This is a genomic window from Novosphingobium endophyticum (assembly GCF_014640675.1).
GTDB lineage: Bacteria > Pseudomonadota > Alphaproteobacteria > Sphingomonadales > Sphingomonadaceae > Novosphingobium > Novosphingobium endophyticum.
In genome coordinates this window covers 81,213-99,844 of the sequence record NZ_BMHK01000009.1, presented here as the reverse complement: position 1 = coordinate 99,844, position 18,632 = coordinate 81,213, and the positions used below count along the sequence as shown (strand labels likewise).

Here is an 18,632-nt window from a genome sequence, read left to right as displayed (position 1 = left end):
CCGGATCTCCAATGTGATCCGGGCGGGAGCTTGCTACCCTGAAGCGGTGACGTTCCCCCGGATCAGGCGGCGGGCACACTCAGCCGTGCTATCAAGCCGCCCGCTGCCGAACGGGCGAAGGAAAGCCCGCCGTTGAACCGCATCATCAACCTGTGCGCGGTAGGAATGCCCAGGCCGAATCCTTTGGTGTCGCGCTGCCTTGCTTCATCCATGCGGAAGAAGGGATCGAGGATGGCGTCGAAGTAATCCGGCGGAATTCCGGGGCCGTCGTCTTCGACGGCGATTTCCCAACCGCCGTCGTTGCGCTGAAGGGAGAGCCTTGCCTTATCACCGAACTGGATCGCGTTTTCGACGAGCGCCAGAACGGCGAGAGCAAGCGGCTCGCGGAAGGTGCGAACGGCAGGCTCGCTGCCGGCTGCAAATTCCACTTTCTCTCCAAACTCGGCCACGACATCCCGGAGGAACGGAACAAGCTCGACCTTCTCAGGGGAAGCGGAAAGGTGCTGGGCGCGGAGAAACTTCTGCAGCGACGCCAGCAAGGCCTCCATCTCGTCGACGCTGGCAAGGATCATGCCGGCGAGTTCCTCGTCGTCGATCAACTCGGCCGCCACCTTTTGTCGTGACAAGGGCGTGCGCAGATCGTGGCTTATCGCTTCGAATGTCTTGGCCTGATCCTGCAACAGCCGGGCAATCCGCTCCTGCATGACGTTCATGGCGTGAGCCAGCTCGCGCAGATCCCGGGAGCCGCGTTCGTTGATCGACACATAGCGGCCCTGGCCGATCGCCTCGGCCGCATCGGCAATTCGGCGCAAGGGCTGTGCCATCAGGTGGAGCACGACCAGGCCCACGGTCAGACACGCGACCGCGGTAGCAAAGGTCAGTGCGGTTGCCCGCAAGGCCACCGGCCACATCGATGTAAAGTCCTCGGACCGAAAGTTCAGCCAGTTCCCGTCGGTCAGCCTGATCGAGCCGATCAGGTCCTTTTCCCCGGCCGGCGTGGTGGCTGCGGCAAGTCGGAGCGAACGGTTCGAAAGAGACGGCTCCCACTCGACGATCTTGCTCGCAATCCCCTTGAGCGTATCATCCGTCGGGAGTGTCCGCACGGACGGGCGTGACGCCACTTCGGCGGTAAGATGGCGCGTGCTCATGATCGGGCTTGTCCGGGCGGGGGTGAGTGCATGTACCCTGTCACTGACGACAAGCAACTCGGCCACGCGCCGCGCATGGTCTTCTCTCAGCGTCTGTCGGTCTATGGACTGATAGAAGATCAGGCTTGCGGCGAGTTGCACGCTTCCCAGGACCAGAAAGATAATCGCCACGTGAACCGCGAAGCGGCGGGGAATTGGACGTCCCACTGATCCTGTGCCTCTCTCGCTTGTCGCATGGTGCGATAGTCGCCTGAACCCTCGGTACCGATTTCACCTCATTCGTGCCCGGTCAACCGAAACGCGCAGCGGGCAACAGTTTGAAAGGTGCGGCGCGATGCCGAAGATCATGGGGTAGGGAGGGAATGCTTCCGGGCGGATCCATCGGGGACTGTGGCCTCGTCGCGTCCCTTCTTTCCCGTCTTGGGCGAAAGTGAACCGGAACATCGCGTTCAATTTCAAACGCTTCCTCAACCGGGAAAGCTGCCCGGACGGCCGTTCGCGGCGCAAAGGCTTGCCCAGCTCTCGGCTTGCCAGCCCGCGTTCCTGCCCCTAATGCCATGGACATAATCCTGCTACGATCAGAGACGGACCCACCGCTTGATCCTTTCTCCCTTCGAATGGACCATCGCCAAGCGCTACATGCTGCCCGGCAAGGGTGAGCGTTTCATCGCGCTCGTCGCCGGCATCAGCCTGGCCGCGGTCATGCTGGGCGTTGCCGCGCTGGTCATCGTCATGAGCGTAATGAACGGCTTTCGCGCCGAGCTGTTCGACAAGATCGTGGGCCTCAACGGCCATGCGATCATCCAGGCCTATGGCGGCCGGCTGGACAACTGGCAGCAGGTTCTCAGGGACGTGCGAGAGACACCCGGTGTCACGCGCGCCTCGCCGCTGATCGAACAGCCGCTGCTCGCCAGCTTCAACGGCCGGGTCGAGGCGATTCTGGTGCGCGGCAATACGGCGGAGGACATCGGCCGCCTGCGCAACAAGGTGAAGGCGGGGAGCCTCGCTGAACTGCGCCCAGATGCCAACAACGTCGCGATAGGCTCTCAGCTTGCGCAGAATCTCGGCGCCCAGATCGGCGACATGATCACGGTCATCAACCCGCAAGGGCGCTCGACCCCTTTCGGCACCGTGCCACGCCAGATCGCCTACCGCGTCGCCGCGATCTTCGAGATCGGGGTCTACGACTACGACAAGGCTTTCGTGGTCATGCCGATGAAGGACGCACAGACGCTGCTGCTGACGGGCGATACGGTGGGCATGATCGAGCTGACCACAACCGACCCCGACCGCGTCGACCAGATTCTGGCCCCGCTCGAACGCAAGCTGGCCGGGCAGGCGGTGGTCACCGACTGGAAGACGATCAATTCAACGCTGTTCGAGGCGCTGGCGGTGGAACGCGTGGCGATGTTCGTGGTGCTCTCGATCATTGTTCTTGTCGCGGTGTTCAACATCCTGTCCTCGCTGATTATGCTGGTGCGTGCCAAGACGCGCGACATCGCGATCCTGCGCACCATGGGCGCGACGCGCCGCTCGTTGCTCAAGGTCTTCGTGACGACCGGCTTCTGCATCGGGGCGCTGGGCACCGTGGCGGGGCTGATCCTGGGGTTCGTGTTCCTGTACTTCCGGCAGCCGATCGTCCGCCTGGTCGAGATCGTTACCGGCCAGAACCTGTGGGATCCCTCGATCCGCTTCCTCACCGAACTGCCGGCGCGCTCTGACCCCGTGGAGATAACCGTGATCAGCGTGATGGCGCTCGTCTTCAGCTTCCTCGCCACGCTCTATCCCGCCTTCAAGGCGGCGAGCACCGATCCCGTGCAGGTCCTGCGCTATGAGTGAAACCGGCCCCGCCATCGTGGAACCCGCCGTCATCGACCCCGTGGTGCGCCTCGAAAAGCTTACCCGCAGTTTCGAACAGGGCGGCGTCACCATCGACGTCCTGCGCGGCGTGGATCTTGTCGTTCATCCCGGTGAGATCGTCGCGCTGCTGGGTCCTTCGGGTTCGGGCAAGTCGACCATGCTGCAGGCGATCGGGCTGCTCGAAGGCGGTTTCGGCGGATTGATCGAGATCGCCGGGGTCGACGCCTCGAAACTGGGCAAGGACCAGCGCGCGGCGGTGCGGCGCGACCACATCGGCTTCGTCTACCAGTTCCACCACCTGCTGCCGGACTTCAACGCCATCGAGAACGTAGTCCTGCCGCAGCTCATCACCGGCAAGCCGCGCGCCGACTGCGAAGCGCGGGCGAAGGAACTGCTCGACGCGCTTGGCCTGGGCGAGCGACTCGAACACCGGCCGAGCAAGCTTTCCGGCGGAGAACAGCAGCGCGTCGCTGTCGCCCGCGCGCTTGCCAACCGCCCGCGTCTGGTGCTGGCGGACGAGCCCACCGGGAACCTGGACGAAGCCACCGCCGACAAGGTCTTCGCCCAGTTCCTCGAACTCGTGCGGGGGGAGGGCAGCGCCGCGCTCGTCGCCACCCATAACGAGCGGCTGGCCCTGGCGATGGACCGCGTCGTGCGGCTTCACGACGGCGTGCTCTAGTTTGCGGCCCGACCAGGAACGCGCGCGGGAACCTCGTTGATTTCGGGGCGGTAAATGCCCAAGTTGGAAACGAGACGAGGAACTGCGAAAGGACCACGCAATGAGCGACAACCCCTCCACGTTTCACGGCGAACCGGGTGCTGCGTCGGGCTATGGCTGGAACGATACCGCGGAATTGCACAAATGCGCCGACGGAGGCGGCCTGTTCCACCGGTTCAAGACCATCCGCCGCGGGACGCTGGCCGAACTGGTCGATTTCGTGATGGACCTGCCCGAAGAGAAACAGGTGGACTATGCCATCCAGAAGGGCGGCGATCACCGGCTCACCGTCGGCGAGATCCGCGCCCTGTTCCGCCGTTCCGACTTCCCCGGCAACGCCGCGGGCTGAACCTGGCGGGAGTCCCATGAAGACTATCGCCGATTTTCGGGCGACGCTGCCCAGTGGCGAGCGCGTCAGTCTTGCCGACAGGGCGGGCAAAGTGCTGCTTGTCGTCAACACCGCCAGCAAGTGCGGCTTCACGCCGCAGTACCGGGGCCTGGAGACGCTCTGGCGCAAGTACCGCGACCGGGGCTTTGAAGTGATCGCCTTTCCCTGCAACCAGTTCGGCGGCCAGGAGCCGGGAAGCGCCGGGGAGATCGCGGAATTCTGCGAAGTGAACTTCGGGTTGAGCTTTCCCCTGATGGGCAAGATCGAGGTCAACGGTCCCGACGCCGATCCGCTTTACGAATGGCTCAAGGCCGAGGCGCCGGGCATTCTCGGCACGCAACGGATCAAGTGGAACTTCACCAAGTTCCTGATCGGCCGCGATGGGAAGGTGATCCGCCGCTATGCCCCCACGGACAAGCCCGAACATATCGAGAGCGACATCGAGGCGCTGCTTTAGGAACTGCGCAGGTTGCGCCGGGGCAAATCAACGCATTCTCGGACAATCGAATGGTAAAATGGTCGGGGAGAGAGGATTCGAACCTCCGGCCCCTGCCTCCCGAAGACAGTGCTCTACCAGGCTGAGCTACTCCCCGACCGGTCGCGCCGCCGTGAAAGCGGCCCGAGGCAGGAGCGCGCCTATAGAGAGCGATTCAGGAGGTGGCAAGGGGCCAATCGGAGTTTCATGCGGTATATTGTCGGCGGTGTGTCGCGAGTATCCGCTCCTCGTCATTCAAACCAATTCGGTAGCATTTTCAGGACGCCGATGTTGCGGATGTCATTGGACCGGTTGGAGGGTATCCACGCCGGCGGTCTTATCCGTTTCTCCCGCCGGGGGTGCCACGCCTCTGTCGCGGTAGGACGGCAGGGCCGGTGCGCCTTCCGGCACCGGGCGCTTCTCCAGTCTGGCGATCATGCGCTTCATCTCCGCGATCTCGCGGACTTGCGCATCGATGATCCTGTCGGCAAGTCGGCGAACCTGGGGATCCCGGATGTGCGCGCGCTCACTGGTCATGATGGCGATCGAATGGTGCGGGATCATCGCTTTCATGTAACTGACGTCCTCGACCGTCTCCTGGCTTCTTACCAGCCAGAGCGCGCCGGCGAACACGAGGGCCGTGCCCGCAAGGATGCCCACATTCGCGCGGCGGTTCGGGTACATGCGCCACATGAACGCGATCATGATGAACGCCATGGAGGCGCCCATGACCAAGGCCATCCAGGCGCGCGTCTGACTGTACTCAGCGTGATCCAGCGCATAGGTGTTCAGGTACATCACCCCGAACATCGCCAACACCGAGGTAGCGATCATCGCGGAAAATCGCGCATAGCTCATGATGTTCCTCCTGCACGAGTCACCAACCAGTCCGACGCCGTATGGTTGCACGAGGACGATACCCCCAAATTTCCCATCCTTCGGGAGTTCCAGCGGGCTGCCGCCCAAAGTGGAGGCCGTTCGCTCCGAAGGTGTCCACCCAACCTTGCAGGTCGGCAACCACAGGTATTCCCGCAGGGTTCTTCCCGTTCGTGCCTGGCGGGGCTAGGTTTCGCCGCATGACCGCGACTCTGCCTGGATACCCTTCGATTGCCCCCGGCCGCGACCACTGGGAATGGCAATATCTCGACCTCATGCGCCATATCTGGGAGCAAGGAGACGAGCGGGTTGACCGTACCGGCGTCGGCACGCGCTCGGTCTTCGGGGCGACGATCCGTTTCGATCTTGCGGGCGGAGCCATGCCCCTGCTCACGACCAAGCGGGTCTACTGGAAGACGGCGACGCGCGAACTGTTGTGGTTCCTGACCGGGGACACCAACATTCGCTCCCTCTGCGCGCAGGGCGTGCAGATCTGGACGGACTGGCCGCTCGACCGCTACCGGCGCGAGACAGGCGAGTCGATTTCGCGCGAGGAATTCTCCGACCGTATCGTCGCGGATGCGGAATTCGCGGCCCGATGGGGCGATCTGGGGCCGGTCTATGGCAAGCAGTGGGTCGACTGGCCGGTATATGAAGCGGCGGGCGATGGGCTGTTCCGCCGCCGCGAGAAAGGGATCGACCAGGTTGCAGAAGTCGTCGGGAGCCTCAAGGCGAACCCCGGCAGCCGCCGCCATATCATCGAGGGCTGGAACGTCGCCGAACTCGACGCCATGGCGCTGCCGCCGTGCCACAAGACCTATCAGTTCCACGTCGCGAACGGACGGCTCTCGGGTCTGCTCTATCAGCGCAGTTGCGATCTGGGGCTCGGCTTTGCCTTCAACATGTGGTCGCTCGCGCTGTTGACGCGCATGTTCGCGCAGCAATGCAACCTCGAACCGGGTGAGGCCGTTTGGACCGGGGGAGATGTCCATCTCTACCTGAACCACGGGGCGCTCGTCGAAGAACAGCTGTCGCGGGTGCCGGAAGGCGAGGCGCGCCTGGGGATCGTCCGCCGGCCCGAAACGATCTTCGATTACCGGATCGAGGACTTCGAGGTTTCCGGATACGCCCCCCAGGCGCATATCGCCGCACCCGTGGCGGTGTGATTGACATTACCGAATTGAGAAATAAAATGACCGAACCGTAGAATTTTTATCCGCATCCGATCCGGATGGCGTAGAGTTCTCACGGCCCGAAACTGGCGGGAGAGAACATGGAGATGGGCGAAGGTCCAGTCCGAACCGGAAAGCCGCGCGGCAACCTGCCGCCGCTGGAGCTTTACGTCCCCGAACCGAGGTACCGGCCCGGCGACACGGTGGATTACTCGCACCTCGATATACCCGAAGCCGGCAGGCAGCCGCGCCCCGACGAAGCCTGTGAGGCGCGGGAGACCTGGCCGCTCACGACCGACCTGATCCGCGTTCTGGACGATGAGGGTAGCGCAGTCGGCCCGTGGAATCCGAATCTTGATCCGGAAACGCTGCGCCGCATGCTGCGCACCATGGCGCTCACTCGCGCGTTCGACGATCGCATGTATCGCGGCCAGCGACAGGGCAAGACCAGCTTTTACATGAAGTCCACCGGCGAGGAGGCGATCTCGGTCGCCTGCGCCCATGCCCTTGCCGACGACGACATGGTCTTTCCCAGCTATCGCCAGCAGGGCATCCTGATCGCGCGCGGATATCCGCTCGTCGACATGATCAACCAGATCTATTCCAATCGCGCCGACCGGCTGAAGGGCCGCCAGCTTCCGATCATGTATTCGGCCCGCGACTATGGTTTCTTCACCATCTCCGGCAACTTGGCCACCCAGTTCCCCCAGGCGGTCGGCTGGTCGATGGCGAGCGCGATCAAGGGGGACACGCGCATCGCGACCAGTTTCATCGGTGAAGGATCGAGCGCGGAAGGCGATTTTCACGCGGCGATGACTTTCGCCGCGGTCTACAACGCGCCGGTCGTGCTCAACATCGTCAACAACCAGTGGGCGATCTCGAGCTTCTCCGGCTTTGCGGGGGGCGAGCGCACGACCTTTGCCGCGCGCGCCGTCGGCTATGGCATTGCCGGCCTGCGCGTCGACGGCAACGACACGCTGGCCGTCTATGCCGCGATGGAATGGGCGGCCAACCGTGCCCGTGCCAACCTGGGGCCGACCCTCATCGAGCATTTCACCTATCGCGCCGAGGGGCATTCGACCTCCGATGATCCGGCCGCCTACCGCTCGGCGCAGGAGCGCGAGGAATGGCCGCTGGGTGACCCGATCTCGCGTCTCAAGGCGCACCTGATCGCGCTGGGTGAATGGTCGGATGACCGTCATGCCGAAATGGACCGCGAACTGGCCGAGGAAGTCAGGGCGGCAACCAAGGAGGCGGAGAAGAACGGCATTCTCGGCCACGGCTTCCACCATCCGTTCCACACCATGTTCGAGGACGTCTTCGAGGAGCTTCCCTGGCATCTGCAGGAGCAGGCCGAACAGGCCATCCGCGAGCGCCAGACGAAATGGCCCGAGTGGAAGGAGTAGGGGCAATGCTCGAAGAAGAACCCGTAAGCCTTCACGATGCGCCCACCCGTTCGATCAATATGATCGAGGCGATCAACGAGGCGCTCGACACGATGATGGCGCGCGATCCGGACGTGGTGATCCTGGGCGAGGACGTAGGTTATTTCGGCGGCGTGTTCCGCGCCACTGCCGGGCTGCAGGACAAGTACGGCAAAAACCGCGTGTTCGATTCGCCGATCAACGAATGCGGCATCGTCGGCGCGGCGGTGGGAATGGCCGCCTATGGCCTGAGGCCTGTGCCCGAAATCCAGTTCGCGGACTATATCTATCCGGGGCTCGATCAGCTCATTTCCGAAGCGGCGCGGCTGCGCTATCGCTCTGCCGGCGAGTTCACCGCACCGATCACCCTCCGCTCGCCCTTCGGCGGCGGCATCTTCGGGGGGCAGACTCACAGCCAGAGCCCGGAGGCCTTGTTCACGCATGTGGCAGGCCTGAAAACGGTGATCCCGTCAACGCCGCACGATGCCAAGGGTCTGCTGATCGCCGCGATCGAGGACAACGATCCGGTCATCTTCTTCGAGCCCAAGCGCATCTACAATGGCCCCTTCGACGGCTACTACGACAACCCCTCGAAGACCTGGAAGAACCATCCCGGCGGCAAGGTGCCGGAGGGTTACTATTCGATTCCCTTGGGCAAGGCGCGGATCGTGCGGGAGGGTTCCGCGATGACCGTGCTCGCCTACGGTACAATGATCCATGTCGTGGAGGCGGTGCTGGAGCAGAAGGGTATCGATGCCGAGATCATCGATTTGCGAACGCTCGTACCGCTCGACATCGAGGCTGTGGAAAAGTCCGTGGAGAAGACGGGCAAATGTCTCATCGTCCATGAGGCGACCCGCACATCGGGCTTTGGCGCCGAATTGTCCGCGCTCGTGCAGGAGCATTGCTTCTATCATCTCGAGGCGCCGATCGAACGCGTCACCGGCTTCGACACGCCCTATCCGCACAGCCTCGAATGGGCCTATTTTCCCGGTCCCGTCCGCATCGGCGAGGCGGTCGACCGGCTGATGAAGGGTTATTGATCCGATGGGGCGCTATACGTTCCGCCTGCCCGATATCGGGGAAGGCATCGCCGAGGCCGAGATCGTCGCCTGGCATGTGAAGGTCGGCGATACGGTCGAGGAAGACGGCCGGCTTGCCGACATGATGACCGACAAGGCCACGGTCGAGATGGAAAGTCCCGTCGCGGGCAAGGTGATCGAGGTCGCGGGCGAAGAGGGCGATGTCGTCGCCATCGGCTCGCCGCTGGTGGTGATCGAGGTTGAGGGCGAGGGCAATGAACGCGACAGGGCGCCCGCGCCCAGAACCGAAGTCGTCGACGAGCGGATCGAATCCGAAACGCCCGATGCCGGCGATGTGGAGCGCGCGCTAGAGCGGGCTTCGACAAGCCCTGCACGGGCGGCGCCCTCACCCGCACCCACTCAGGCCGAGCCCGTCGAAGCCCCGCCCCCGACCTCCGTTCGTCCCGAGTCTGCCGAGGAACCCGCGCGCAGCCACGCCAAGGTCATGGCCAGCCCCGCGGTGCGCAAGCGCGCCGCCGATCTGGGCATAGACTTGTCCGAAGTGCGTCCTGTCGGGGACGGCCGCGTGCGCCATTCCGATCTTGACGCCTTCCTTGCCTACAATTCGGCGGGCGGCTTCCTTCCCGCCGGGCACAAGGGCAGGGACGAGCAGGTCCGCGTCATCGGCCTCCGGCGCCGCATTGCCGAGAACATGGCGGCTTCCAAGCGCAACATTCCGCACTTTGCCTATGTGGAGGAGTATGACGTCACCGCGCTGGAGGAGATGCGCGCGCAGCTCAACCAGGGGCGGGGAGACCGGCCCAAGCTGACGATGCTGCCGTTCCTCATCACCGCGATCTGCCGTCTGATGCCCCGGTATCCGATGCTGAATGCGCACTACGATGACGAAGCGGGCGTGGTGACGCGCTATGGTGCGGTGCATCTGGGCCTGGCGGCACAGACGCCGGCGGGCCTGATGGTTCCGGTGATCCGCGATGCGCAGGATCGAAATCTGTGGCAACTCGCGTCCGAGATCGCGCGCCTCGCGCAGGCGGCGCGCGATGGCTCGGCAAAGCCGTCGGAACTTTCCGGCTCTACTATGACGATCACCTCGCTCGGGCCGATGGGCGGGGTGGCGACGACGCCGGTCATCAACCGTCCCGAAGTGGCGATCATCGGCCCAAACCGTATCGTCGAGCGCCCGATGTTCGTGCGCGGCGCCGACGGCGCGGAGCGCGTCGAAAAGCGAAAGCTGATGAATATCTCGATGAGCTGCGATCACCGCGTGGTGGATGGCTGGGATGCCGCCAGCTTCGCGCAGGACCTCAGGAAGTTGATCGAGGCGCCGGCACTGATACTCGCCGCTTAAAGCATCGTGCGCTTAATCTGCATCGGACCTGACTCTGATTTTGCCCAATTAGCTATAGCTTGGGCGGTCAGCGCACGGTCCCGCTATAGGCGATCTCGCCCCTGCCGCGCGCGGCGGTGCCCGGCGGGATGCGCCAGCGGACATGGGTGACGTCCTCCGGTGCCGCGAGGCGATTGCCGATGCGCAGGGTTCCGAGATGCCCCCAGGTTCGCCCGCCGTCCACGGAAACGTCCTGCCGGTCGCTGGCGCTGTCTTCGTAGGCGAGGCCGGCGGGCAGGGGATTGGTGATGACGAACCCGCCGTCGCCGCCCATGCGATACCAGGTGACGACCGTGACGACCTTGTCGCCCCGCGAAAGCCGGACGGCCGGCTCAAGGCGGCTGCTCGAATCGGGCATCACGCGTTCGACGAATACCGCACTGTCGGTCGCGACCGCGGGCCGCGCCTGCGCCCGCTCCGCAAGTAGCGGCGGCGCGGCCAGCGCAAGCGAAATTGCAACGACAATCCTGCACGACATACGAACTGACAGCCCCCGCCGATCTGCTTGCGAAACGGGAGGACACTGCCGGAAAAGTCGCCAATATATGGTTAACGCCGTCTGACCAAGACCTGCCTCTGGCCGATCACTCGCAAAATTTCCGGATCGCGGCTCAATGCAGTTGACAGGGTGAAGAGGCTGTCTTAGTGGCGCGGCTCCCAAGCGGACGCACTGCGAAGTATGCGGGTGTAGCTCAGTTGGTTAGAGTGCCGGCCTGTCACGCCGGAGGTCGCGGGTTCGAGCCCCGTCACTCGCGCCACTTGGGATTTCTCCGGGAAACCGGTAGGAAGAGGTCGGATTGTTCCGGCCTTTTTCGTTTCTGCGCGGGTGTAGCTCAGTTGGTTAGAGTGCCGGCCTGTCACGCCGGAGGTCGCGGGTTCGAGCCCCGTCACTCGCGCCATTCATCGAATGGTGTGCATCAAGCGCGAACGATGAAGAGCGCGAACGATTTAGGCCGGGGTCAGCCCCAGCGGCCGGTTTCCATCCAGATCAGGAACCGCCGCAAGGGCAGGATCCACACCACGCCGAGCAGGACATAGACCGGCATCTGCAACAGCGCGTGCCATTCTCCGATCAGCGGCGCGACGAAGCTGGCAACCAGAATGCCGTATACTGCCAGCGCGACGCAGAGCCCGAGAACGCCGATCGGTATCCGCCAGGTCGGGGTCTCGCGCATCTCAGAGGCTTCCTTCGTAGATCCGGGTCGGTGTCACCACGGCGGCCAGGTGCCGGTCGTGATCTTCCACCGGCAGCGCATCGGCGATCTGGCAGTCCCATGCAAGCCCGATCGCGGGGACCAGCGGGTTGGCGTCCAGCCAGCGGTCGTAGTGCCCACCGCCCTGGCCGAGCCTTTCCCCCCGCGCCGTGAAGGCGACAAGCGGCACCACCACCAGATCGGGGATCACCCGTGCTCCCGGATGGGAAGGCTGCAACGCGCCCCAGGGACAGACCGTCAGGCCCTCCTCGTCGAAGGGATTGGTCCACTCGCGAAATTCCATTGTGCTTTCGCGCGAGGCGAAGCCGGGCAGGGCGACGCGGCGGCCGTTCTCCGCCAGCCAGCGCGCCCATCCGAGCGTCGGCGCCTCTGCTCCGACCGGATAGTAGAGGCCGACCGTGGCGCCCTCGGGCATCATGTCCACGATCGGGGCCGGCGGGCGGTTGAGGATCAGGGCGCGCAGGCCTTCCGGCAGGCTGGCCACGTGCTCGCGGCGCCAGGCGCGGTACTCCTTGCGCAGCCGGGCCTTGTGGTCAGTCGGGAACATGGGGGGTGACGGGTCCACCGTGGGTCGTTTTCCTAGAAATCCTCTGACGCCTCAACGTCAGGTGGGGACCATATGTGCCGGACCAGGATCCGACCAGGGACAGCCCCCTTGGATTGCTTATAGCCTCAGGGATGTTCGAACGGTTCGTGCCGGGCAGATCCCGTCTCTCCCTAGTTAGGCGCTCGTTGTGTCGCTCTCAAGGAGGTTCGCGATATTTTCGATGCGGCCCGCGACCTGGGCGAGGCGATCCGTGAAGCCGTCGGGGAGGGCAGGGCCGCCGCCACCGCCATTTCGCAGCTCGTGCACTTCGTCTGCAAGCAGCAGCGCGGCGAACAGCAGCATGCGTGTTTCGGTCTGCCCCTGCGCCCCTGCGGCGGCAACCTTTTCGTCGATCAGGCGGCCCAGACCGGTGACGTGGGCCTCCTCGCCATCGGCGCAGGCGACCGCGAAGCTGCGAGAGCCGATCGAGAGGTTGACGTTGCTCATGCCTCGTGCCGCGCGATAAGGCCGTCGATTTCGATCAGCGACTGCTCCACCGAAGCCTTGAGCTTTTCGTGCCTCCCGCGCAGGCCCGATGTCTGCCTTGCGGCGGCCTCGATACGGGCCAGCGCTGCTTCGATCCTCTCCAGTGCCTGACAGATCGCTGCCTGTTCCATGGCAACGTGGCTATCGTAAAATCGCCAAAAGGCAAGAAATTGGCGGGGGTTGTTCACAATCATCGCGATGTGCCCGTCGCTTCGTCGGCCGCCTGTAACGGCCCGGCGAACTTGACGGGAAGCCGCCTCTCCCTAAAGGGGGGTCGCGAAATCCGAATCGCCCGCACATATCCGTTTCCGGAGCCACCTCATGACTATTGCCCCCGACCGTCTCGCGCCCATGGCAAACGCCATCCGGGCGCTTTCGATGGATGCGGTCCAGGCGGCCAACAGCGGCCATCCGGGTATGCCGATGGGCATGGCCGACGTCGCCACCGTCCTTTTTTCCAAGTTCCTCAAGTTCGATCCTGCCGCCCACCAGTGGCCCGACCGCGACCGCTTCGTGCTCTCGGCCGGCCATGGCTCGATGCTGATCTACTCGCTGCTTCACCTGACCGGGTATGAGAGCCCGACGATGGAAGACATCCGCAACTTCCGCCAGCTCGGCTCGGTCTGTGCCGGCCACCCGGAAAACTTCCTGATCCCCGGCATCGAATGCACCACCGGCCCGCTGGGACAGGGACTTGCCATGGCCGTCGGCATGGCGATGGCCGAACGCCATCTCAATGCGACGTTCGGTGACGGTCTCGTCGATCACAGGACCTGGGTCGTCGTGGGCGACGGCTGCCTCATGGAAGGCATCAATCACGAGGCGATCGGCCTTGCCGGCAATCTCAAGCTCGGCCGTCTCAAGGTGCTGTGGGATGACAACCACATCACCATCGACGGCGACACGTCGCTGTCGACCAGCGAGGACATCCCCGCACGCTTCCGTGCCGCCGGCTGGGACGTGGTCTCGTGCGATGGCCATGACTTCGCCGACATCGAGCGCGCGCTGGCAGAAGCCGCCGCCTCGGACAAGCCAACGCTGGTCGCCTGCCGCACCGTGATCGGCAAAGGCGCGCCGAACAAGCAGGGGAGTCACGACGTCCACGGCGCCGCGCTCGGCGCCGATGAAGTCGCCGCCGCCCGCGAATATCTGGGCTGGACTGCCGCTCCCTTCGAGATTCCGGCCGACATCCTCGCCGACTGGCGCTCGCTTGGCGCGGCCGGTGCCGAAGCGCGCAAGGCCTGGGAAGGCCGCCTTGCCGCGAACCCCGATGCCGCCGAATTCAACCGCCGCATGGCCGGCGATCTGCCCGAGGCCGAGGAAGCGGCCAAGACCTTTGCGTCCTGGCTCGAAGGAGACACCACGGTCGCCACGCGCAAGGCTTCGGAAAACTGCCTCAATGTCCTGGCGCCGCTGGTGCCGGAGATGATCGGCGGCTCGGCCGACCTCACCGGCTCGAACAACACCAAGGCCAAGTGCCAGGCGCCGTTCACCGCGGAAGACTACTCCGGTCGCTATGTCTATTACGGCATCCGCGAGTTCGGCATGGCCGCCGCGCTCAACGGCATGGCGCTGCATGGCGGCGTCATTCCCTATGGCGGCACCTTCCTGATCTTCTCGGACTACTGCCGCAACGCGATCCGCCTCGCGGCGCTGCAGCAGACCCGCTCGATCTTCGTCCTGACGCACGATTCCATCGGTCTGGGCGAGGATGGGCCGACCCATCAGCCGATCGAGCAGGTGATGAGCCTGCGTCTGATCCCCAACCTCAACGTGTTCCGCCCGTGCGACGTGATCGAGACGGCCGAGTGCTGGAATCTCGCGCTGCAGTCGAAGGAGACGCCTTCGGTTCTCGCACTGACCCGCCAGAACCTGCCGCAGCTTCGCAAGCAGGGCGAAATGCTATCCGCGCGCGGTGCTTACACGTTGCGCCGCGCCGCCGCCGATCGCAAGGTGATCCTGATTGCTTCCGGTTCGGAAGTGGAACTCGCCATGAAGGTTGCCAATCAGCTCGAGGCGCAGGCCATTGGCGCCGACGTCGTCTCGATGCCCTGCATGGAACTGTTCGAGGCGCAGGACGAGGCCTACAGGCACGAAGTCCTGCCGCACGATCCCTCTATCCTGCGCGTCTCGATCGAAGCGGGATCAACGCTGGGTTGGGAGCGTTATACTGCTGCGAGCCGCGATGGCGGCCTCAACATCGGCATCGACCGCTTTGGCGCTTCGGCGCCGGCCAAGGACCTGTTCGCCCGCTTCGGCTTCACCGCCGAGGCCATCGTGCCCAAGATTCTGGATAAGCTCAGCGCCTAAAGAGGAGATTTCAATATGGCGACCAAGGTTGCTATCAACGGTTTCGGACGCATCGGACGGCTTGTCGCCCGCGCCATTCTCGAGCGCCCCGACTGCGGGCTCGACCTCGTCTCGATCAACGATCTGGCCGATACCAAGTCGAACTCTCTTCTCTTCGCCTACGACAGCACCCATGGCCGCTTCCCCGGCACCGTAGAGGCCGGCGAGGGCAAGATAACTGTCAACGGCAAGGACATCGTCGTCACTGCCGAACGCGATCCCGGCAAGCTGCCGCACAAGGATCTGGGCATCGACATCGTGCTCGAATGCACGGGCTTCTTCCAGTCGAAGGAAGCCTCGGCTCCGCACCTCGCCGCCGGCGCCAAGCGCGTCCTGATCTCGGCCCCGGCCACCGGCGTCGACAACACGATCGTCTTCGGCGTGAACCACGAGACGCTGACGGCCGACCATATCGTCGTGTCGAACGCTTCGTGCACCACCAACTGCCTCGCGCCGCTGGCAAAGGTCTGCCACGACACCGTCGGCATCGAGCGCGGTTTCATGACCACGATCCACTCCTACACCAACGACCAGCGCATGCTTGACCAGATCCACAGCGATCTGCGCCGCGCCCGCGCCGGTGCGTGCAACATGATCCCGACCACGACCGGCGCCGCCCGCGCGGTCGGCCTCGTGCTGCCGGAGCTGAAGGGCAAGCTCGACGGTTCTTCGGTCCGCGTGCCGACCCCGAACGTCAGCCTCGTCGACCTGTGCTTCGTGCCGAAGCGCGACACGACGAAGGAAGAGATCAACGCCGCGCTCAAGGCCGCTTCGGAAGGCGCGCTCAAGGGCGTGCTGGCCTACACCGAAGAGCCGCTGGTCTCCTCGGACTTCAATCACTACCCCGCCAGCTCGACGGTGGACAGCCTTGAGACCACGGTCATGGAAGGCAAGTTCGTCCGCGTCGTTTCCTGGTACGACAACGAGTGGGGCTTCTCGAACCGCATGCTCGACACCGCGGGTGAGATGGCGAAGTTCCTCTGAAAGTGAACTCGGCGACGGGCATGGCCATGAAGGACCTGCAACCCGTCGCCGTCACTGCCGCCGCGGAAGTCGAACGCGACTTTCGCGGCGTCGTGGGTCGGGGGCAGACAGTCACGGCTTGCCTGGACCTCGTGACAAAGTTGAAACACTGCTCTCGCCGCTCGACACGAACGGGTATTGTGTTTCGCAGCCCTGACAAGTTTGATTTCCGAGCCACGGTAGTCGGCGATGAATTAAGGATCGAGAAATGAGCGCTTTCAAGACCCTGGACGATCTGGGCGATGTGACCGGCAAGGTGGCGCTGGTGCGCGTGGATCTCAATCTGCCGATGCAGGACGGCCACGTCACGGACGAAACCCGCATCCGCGCCGCCGCGCCGACCATTCTCGAGCTCGCGGCGAAGGGCGCCAAGGTTCTCCTGCTTGCCCACTTCGGACGTCCCAAGGGCGAACGCTCGTCCACCATGTCGCTCTCCATGGTGGTCGGCGCGGTCGAGAAGGTCCTTGGCAAGGAAGTGATGTTCGTGCCCGAGATCGCCGGCGAAGTCGTTGCCCAGTCGGTCGGCATCCTGCGCCCCGGTGACATTGCCATCCTGGAAAACACCCGCTTCTGGAAGGGCGAGGAGAAGAACGACCCCAATCTCGTCAAGGCCATTGCCGAAAACGGCGATTTCTATGTCAACGACGCCTTCTCCGCCGCTCACCGCGCCCATGCCACGACCGAGGGCCTGGCGCACGTTCTGCCCGCTTATGCCGGCCGCTCGATGCAGGCGGAGCTGGAAGCGTTGGACAAGGCGCTCGGCGCGCCTGAGAAGCCGGTCGCGGCTGTGGTCGGAGGCGCCAAGGTCTCTTCCAAGCTCGACGTGCTCAAGCACCTCGTCGGGCAGGTCGATCATCTCATTATCGGCGGCGGCATGGCCAATACGTTCCTTGCAGCCAAGGGCGTCGATGTGGGCAAGTCGCTCTGCGAACATGATCTGACGGGTACCGCGAACGAAATTCTCGAAGCGGCCGACACGTCTGGCTGCACGGTGCATCTGCCCTACGAGGTCGTCGTCTCGAAGGAGTTCGCGGCCAATCCGCCGTCCCTGCGCACCTGCAACGTCCACGAAGTCGCCGCCGACGAAATGATTCTCGACGTCGGACCGCTCGCGGTCGAGGCTCTAGGGGACGTGCTGAAGACCTGCCGGACGCTGGTCTGGAACGGCCCGATGGGCGCTTTCGAGACCACACCTTTCGATGCCGCGACGGTCGCCCTGGCGAAGACCGCAGCCGCGCTGACCGCCGAAGGTTCGCTGATCTCGGTTGCGGGCGGTGGCGATACCGTCGCGGCACTCCATCATGCGGGTGTTGCGACGGATTTCTCTTATATTTCAACGGCAGGCGGCGCCTTCCTCGAATGGATGGAGGGCAAGGAACTGCCCGGCGTCGCGGCGCTCTCGGTTTGAGGAATGGTCCGGGCCGCGCGCCCGGGCGGCGTTCACGGGCAGCGCGCCGTGGCGTGGTTGCGCACCGCCGGCGGCGCGGATAAGCGCGGATCCTGAGTTTATCGAACGTGTGAGGAGGAGACCCATGCAGTATTCACAGATGGCGGCCAAGATGGCCGATGGCGATGGATTTATCGCCGCGCTCGACCAGAGCGGCGGTTCCACCCCCAAGGCGCTCAAGGGCTATGGCATCGAGGAAGGCGCCTGGTCGAACGAAGAGGAAATGTTCGGCCTGATCCACGAGATGCGCAGCCGCATCATCTCCTCGCCGGCCTTCACGGGAGAGAAAGTCATCGGGGCGATCCTGTTCGAGCGGACCATGGACGGACAGGTCGAGGGCGTGCCGACACCGACTGCTCTGGTCAATAAGGGCATCGTGCCCTTCATCAAGATCGACAAGGGCCTCGAGGATGAGGCCAATGGCGTGCAGCTCATGAAGCCGATGCCGACGCTCGATGCTCTTCTGGAGCGTTCGAAGGCGCTCGGCGTATTCGGCACCAAGGAGCGTTCGGTGATCCAGTCGGCCAACGCCGAGGGCATTGCCGCGATCGTCAAGCAGCAGTTCGAAATAGGCCTGCAGGTGCTCGGCCACGGCATGATGCCGATCCTCGAGCCCGAGGTGAACATCAAGAGCGAGACGCGCGCCGAGTGCGACAAGATCCTGCTCGCCGAGATACTCAAGAACCTCGACGAACTGCCCGAAGGCAAGCAGGTCATGCTCAAGCTCTCGCTGCCGGTCGTACCGGGCACGTTCGATCCGCTCGTCTCGCACCCGAGGGTGCTGCGCGTGGTTGCGCTCTCGGGCGGCTACAACCGCCCCGAGGCCTGCGCCGAACTGGCGAAGAACAGGGGCGTGATCGCCAGCTTCAGCCGCGCGCTGCTCGAAGACCTGCGCGCGCAGATGACCGACGAGGAATTCAACGCCTCGCTCGCCTCGGCGATCGACGAGATCTACAAGGCCTCGACGCAGAAGGTCGGGGCCGCGTCCGCAGCCTGATCGCTATCCGGTCCGATCAAGAAAGGGCGGCGCCAGCCA

The 18,632-nt window shown here is 64.3% G+C and carries 20 protein-coding genes and 3 tRNA genes; 15 read left to right on the top strand and 8 right to left on the bottom strand.

Annotated elements, in window-relative coordinates:
• Positions 1-62 precede the first annotated feature (62 nt).
• The gene (locus tag IEX32_RS08770; RefSeq protein ID WP_188770535.1) at positions 63-1,319 is read right to left on the bottom strand and encodes a sensor histidine kinase; all 1,257 of its coding nucleotides are present in this window, start codon (positions 1,317-1,319) and stop codon (positions 63-65) included.
• 426 nt (positions 1,320-1,745) lie between these two features.
• Between IEX32_RS08770 and IEX32_RS08765 the strand changes: the two genes are divergently transcribed.
• From IEX32_RS08765 to IEX32_RS08750, 4 genes are all read left to right on the top strand, one after another.
• Positions 1,746-2,987, top strand: a complete 1,242-nt coding sequence (locus tag IEX32_RS08765; protein ID WP_188770533.1) for a lipoprotein-releasing ABC transporter permease subunit — start codon at positions 1,746-1,748, stop codon at positions 2,985-2,987.
• A complete protein-coding gene (locus tag IEX32_RS08760; protein ID WP_188770531.1) occupies positions 2,980-3,687 on the top strand; it encodes an ABC transporter ATP-binding protein in 708 nt (235 codons plus the stop codon). The genes IEX32_RS08765 and IEX32_RS08760 overlap by 8 nt, the downstream gene beginning before the upstream one ends.
• 100 nt (positions 3,688-3,787) lie before the next feature.
• Positions 3,788-4,075: a hypothetical protein gene (locus tag IEX32_RS08755; protein WP_188770529.1), complete on the top strand. Its 288-nt coding sequence runs from the start codon at positions 3,788-3,790 to the stop codon at positions 4,073-4,075.
• Between the two features lie 16 nt (positions 4,076-4,091).
• On the top strand, positions 4,092-4,571 hold the full coding sequence (locus IEX32_RS08750; protein ID WP_188770527.1) for a glutathione peroxidase: 480 nt from the start codon (positions 4,092-4,094) through the stop codon (positions 4,569-4,571).
• A 59-nt stretch (positions 4,572-4,630) separates the two neighbouring features.
• On the opposite strand, the gene IEX32_RS08745 is transcribed toward IEX32_RS08750, so the two are convergent.
• Both IEX32_RS08745 and IEX32_RS08740 read right to left on the bottom strand, forming a co-directional pair.
• Positions 4,631-4,707 (bottom strand) — tRNA-Pro (locus IEX32_RS08745).
• A 182-nt stretch (positions 4,708-4,889) separates the two neighbouring features.
• Positions 4,890-5,447: a DUF305 domain-containing protein gene (locus IEX32_RS08740; RefSeq protein WP_188770525.1), complete on the bottom strand. Its 558-nt coding sequence runs from the start codon at positions 5,445-5,447 to the stop codon at positions 4,890-4,892.
• Positions 5,448-5,665: 218 nt separating this feature from the next.
• Here IEX32_RS08740 and thyA point away from each other — a divergent pair, with 218 nt between their 5' ends.
• The 4 genes from thyA to IEX32_RS08720 all read left to right on the top strand — a co-directional run bounded on the left by thyA (position 5,666) and on the right by IEX32_RS08720 (position 10,452).
• A complete protein-coding gene (gene thyA, locus IEX32_RS08735; protein ID WP_188770523.1) occupies positions 5,666-6,631 on the top strand; it encodes a thymidylate synthase in 966 nt (321 codons plus the stop codon).
• 113 nt (positions 6,632-6,744) lie between these two features.
• On the top strand, positions 6,745-8,043 hold the full coding sequence (locus tag IEX32_RS08730) for a 3-methyl-2-oxobutanoate dehydrogenase (2-methylpropanoyl-transferring) subunit alpha (protein WP_188770521.1): 1,299 nt from the start codon (positions 6,745-6,747) through the stop codon (positions 8,041-8,043).
• 5 nt (positions 8,044-8,048) lie between these two features.
• A complete protein-coding gene (locus IEX32_RS08725; protein WP_188770520.1) occupies positions 8,049-9,104 on the top strand; it encodes an alpha-ketoacid dehydrogenase subunit beta in 1,056 nt (351 codons plus the stop codon).
• Positions 9,105-9,108: 4 nt separating this feature from the next.
• On the top strand, positions 9,109-10,452 hold the full coding sequence (locus tag IEX32_RS08720) for a dihydrolipoamide acetyltransferase family protein (protein WP_188770518.1): 1,344 nt from the start codon (positions 9,109-9,111) through the stop codon (positions 10,450-10,452).
• A gap of 67 nt (positions 10,453-10,519) precedes the next feature.
• Here IEX32_RS08720 and IEX32_RS08715 read toward each other — a convergent pair whose 3' ends face one another.
• A complete protein-coding gene (locus IEX32_RS08715) occupies positions 10,520-10,969 on the bottom strand; it encodes a hypothetical protein (RefSeq protein WP_229736262.1) in 450 nt (149 codons plus the stop codon).
• A gap of 203 nt (positions 10,970-11,172) precedes the next feature.
• On the opposite strand from IEX32_RS08715, the gene IEX32_RS08710 reads away from it, so the two are divergent.
• Both IEX32_RS08710 and IEX32_RS08705 read left to right on the top strand, forming a co-directional pair.
• Positions 11,173-11,249: transfer RNA gene (locus tag IEX32_RS08710), tRNA-Asp, on the top strand.
• A gap of 64 nt (positions 11,250-11,313) precedes the next feature.
• Positions 11,314-11,390 (top strand) — tRNA-Asp (locus IEX32_RS08705).
• A gap of 60 nt (positions 11,391-11,450) precedes the next feature.
• On the opposite strand, the gene IEX32_RS08700 is transcribed toward IEX32_RS08705, so the two are convergent.
• From IEX32_RS08700 to IEX32_RS08685, 4 genes are all read right to left on the bottom strand, one after another.
• Complete coding sequence (locus IEX32_RS08700) at positions 11,451-11,666, bottom strand: DUF2842 domain-containing protein (RefSeq protein ID WP_188770517.1); 216 nt, start codon at positions 11,664-11,666, stop codon at positions 11,451-11,453.
• A 1-nt stretch (position 11,667) separates the two neighbouring features.
• Positions 11,668-12,270 carry a 5-formyltetrahydrofolate cyclo-ligase gene (locus IEX32_RS08695; protein WP_229736261.1) on the bottom strand — a complete coding sequence of 201 codons (603 nt, stop codon included), beginning with the start codon at positions 12,268-12,270 and terminating at the stop codon, positions 11,668-11,670.
• 156 nt (positions 12,271-12,426) lie between these two features.
• Positions 12,427-12,738 (bottom strand): cell division protein ZapA, encoded by a 312-nt coding sequence (gene zapA / locus IEX32_RS08690; protein WP_188770516.1) that lies wholly within the window; start codon positions 12,736-12,738, stop codon positions 12,427-12,429.
• On the bottom strand, positions 12,735-12,908 hold the full coding sequence (locus IEX32_RS08685; protein WP_188770514.1) for a hypothetical protein: 174 nt from the start codon (positions 12,906-12,908) through the stop codon (positions 12,735-12,737). Before IEX32_RS08685 ends, zapA begins: the two co-directional genes overlap by 4 nt.
• 190 nt (positions 12,909-13,098) lie before the next feature.
• On the opposite strand from IEX32_RS08685, the gene tkt reads away from it, so the two are divergent.
• The 5 genes from tkt to IEX32_RS08660 all read left to right on the top strand — a co-directional run bounded on the left by tkt (position 13,099) and on the right by IEX32_RS08660 (position 18,593).
• Entirely contained in the window at positions 13,099-15,087 is a 1,989-nt protein-coding gene (gene tkt / locus IEX32_RS08680) for a transketolase (protein ID WP_188770512.1), read from the top strand.
• Between the two features lie 15 nt (positions 15,088-15,102).
• Positions 15,103-16,110, top strand: coding sequence for a type I glyceraldehyde-3-phosphate dehydrogenase (gene gap / locus IEX32_RS08675; protein ID WP_188770510.1), 1,008 nt, complete (start codon positions 15,103-15,105; stop codon positions 16,108-16,110).
• A gap of 20 nt (positions 16,111-16,130) precedes the next feature.
• Positions 16,131-16,361, top strand: coding sequence for a hypothetical protein (locus IEX32_RS08670; protein ID WP_188770508.1), 231 nt, complete (start codon positions 16,131-16,133; stop codon positions 16,359-16,361).
• Entirely contained in the window at positions 16,358-17,557 is a 1,200-nt protein-coding gene (locus IEX32_RS08665) for a phosphoglycerate kinase (protein ID WP_188770506.1), read from the top strand. The genes IEX32_RS08670 and IEX32_RS08665 overlap by 4 nt, the downstream gene beginning before the upstream one ends.
• A 124-nt stretch (positions 17,558-17,681) precedes the next feature.
• Positions 17,682-18,593: a fructose bisphosphate aldolase gene (locus tag IEX32_RS08660; protein ID WP_188770504.1), complete on the top strand. Its 912-nt coding sequence runs from the start codon at positions 17,682-17,684 to the stop codon at positions 18,591-18,593.
• The last annotated feature ends 39 nt before the right edge of the window (positions 18,594-18,632 follow it).

What these genes read in the sequence shown, in the direction of transcription:
- IEX32_RS08760 (WP_188770531.1), top strand. Translation starts at nt 2,980, where the DNA reads ATGAGTGAAACCGGCCCCGCCATCGTGGAACCCGCCGTCATCGACCCC.
- IEX32_RS08755 (WP_188770529.1), top strand. Translation starts at nt 3,788, where the DNA reads ATGAGCGACAACCCCTCCACGTTTCACGGCGAACCGGGTGCTGCGTCG.
- IEX32_RS08750 (WP_188770527.1), top strand. Translation starts at nt 4,092, where the DNA reads ATGAAGACTATCGCCGATTTTCGGGCGACGCTGCCCAGTGGCGAGCGC.
- IEX32_RS08740 (WP_188770525.1), bottom strand. Translation starts at nt 5,447, where the DNA reads ATGAGCTATGCGCGATTTTCCGCGATGATCGCTACCTCGGTGTTGGCG.
- thyA (WP_188770523.1), top strand. Translation starts at nt 5,666, where the DNA reads ATGACCGCGACTCTGCCTGGATACCCTTCGATTGCCCCCGGCCGCGAC.
- IEX32_RS08730 (WP_188770521.1), top strand. Translation starts at nt 6,745, where the DNA reads ATGGGCGAAGGTCCAGTCCGAACCGGAAAGCCGCGCGGCAACCTGCCG.
- IEX32_RS08725 (WP_188770520.1), top strand. Translation starts at nt 8,049, where the DNA reads ATGCTCGAAGAAGAACCCGTAAGCCTTCACGATGCGCCCACCCGTTCG.
- IEX32_RS08720 (WP_188770518.1), top strand. Translation starts at nt 9,109, where the DNA reads ATGGGGCGCTATACGTTCCGCCTGCCCGATATCGGGGAAGGCATCGCC.
- IEX32_RS08715 (WP_229736262.1), bottom strand. Translation starts at nt 10,969, where the DNA reads ATGTCGTGCAGGATTGTCGTTGCAATTTCGCTTGCGCTGGCCGCGCCG.
- IEX32_RS08700 (WP_188770517.1), bottom strand. Translation starts at nt 11,666, where the DNA reads ATGCGCGAGACCCCGACCTGGCGGATACCGATCGGCGTTCTCGGGCTC.
- zapA (WP_188770516.1), bottom strand. Translation starts at nt 12,738, where the DNA reads ATGAGCAACGTCAACCTCTCGATCGGCTCTCGCAGCTTCGCGGTCGCC.
- IEX32_RS08685 (WP_188770514.1), bottom strand. Translation starts at nt 12,908, where the DNA reads ATGGAACAGGCAGCGATCTGTCAGGCACTGGAGAGGATCGAAGCAGCG.
- tkt (WP_188770512.1), top strand. Translation starts at nt 13,099, where the DNA reads ATGACTATTGCCCCCGACCGTCTCGCGCCCATGGCAAACGCCATCCGG.
- gap (WP_188770510.1), top strand. Translation starts at nt 15,103, where the DNA reads ATGGCGACCAAGGTTGCTATCAACGGTTTCGGACGCATCGGACGGCTT.
- IEX32_RS08670 (WP_188770508.1), top strand. Translation starts at nt 16,131, where the DNA reads ATGGCCATGAAGGACCTGCAACCCGTCGCCGTCACTGCCGCCGCGGAA.
- IEX32_RS08665 (WP_188770506.1), top strand. Translation starts at nt 16,358, where the DNA reads ATGAGCGCTTTCAAGACCCTGGACGATCTGGGCGATGTGACCGGCAAG.
- IEX32_RS08660 (WP_188770504.1), top strand. Translation starts at nt 17,682, where the DNA reads ATGCAGTATTCACAGATGGCGGCCAAGATGGCCGATGGCGATGGATTT.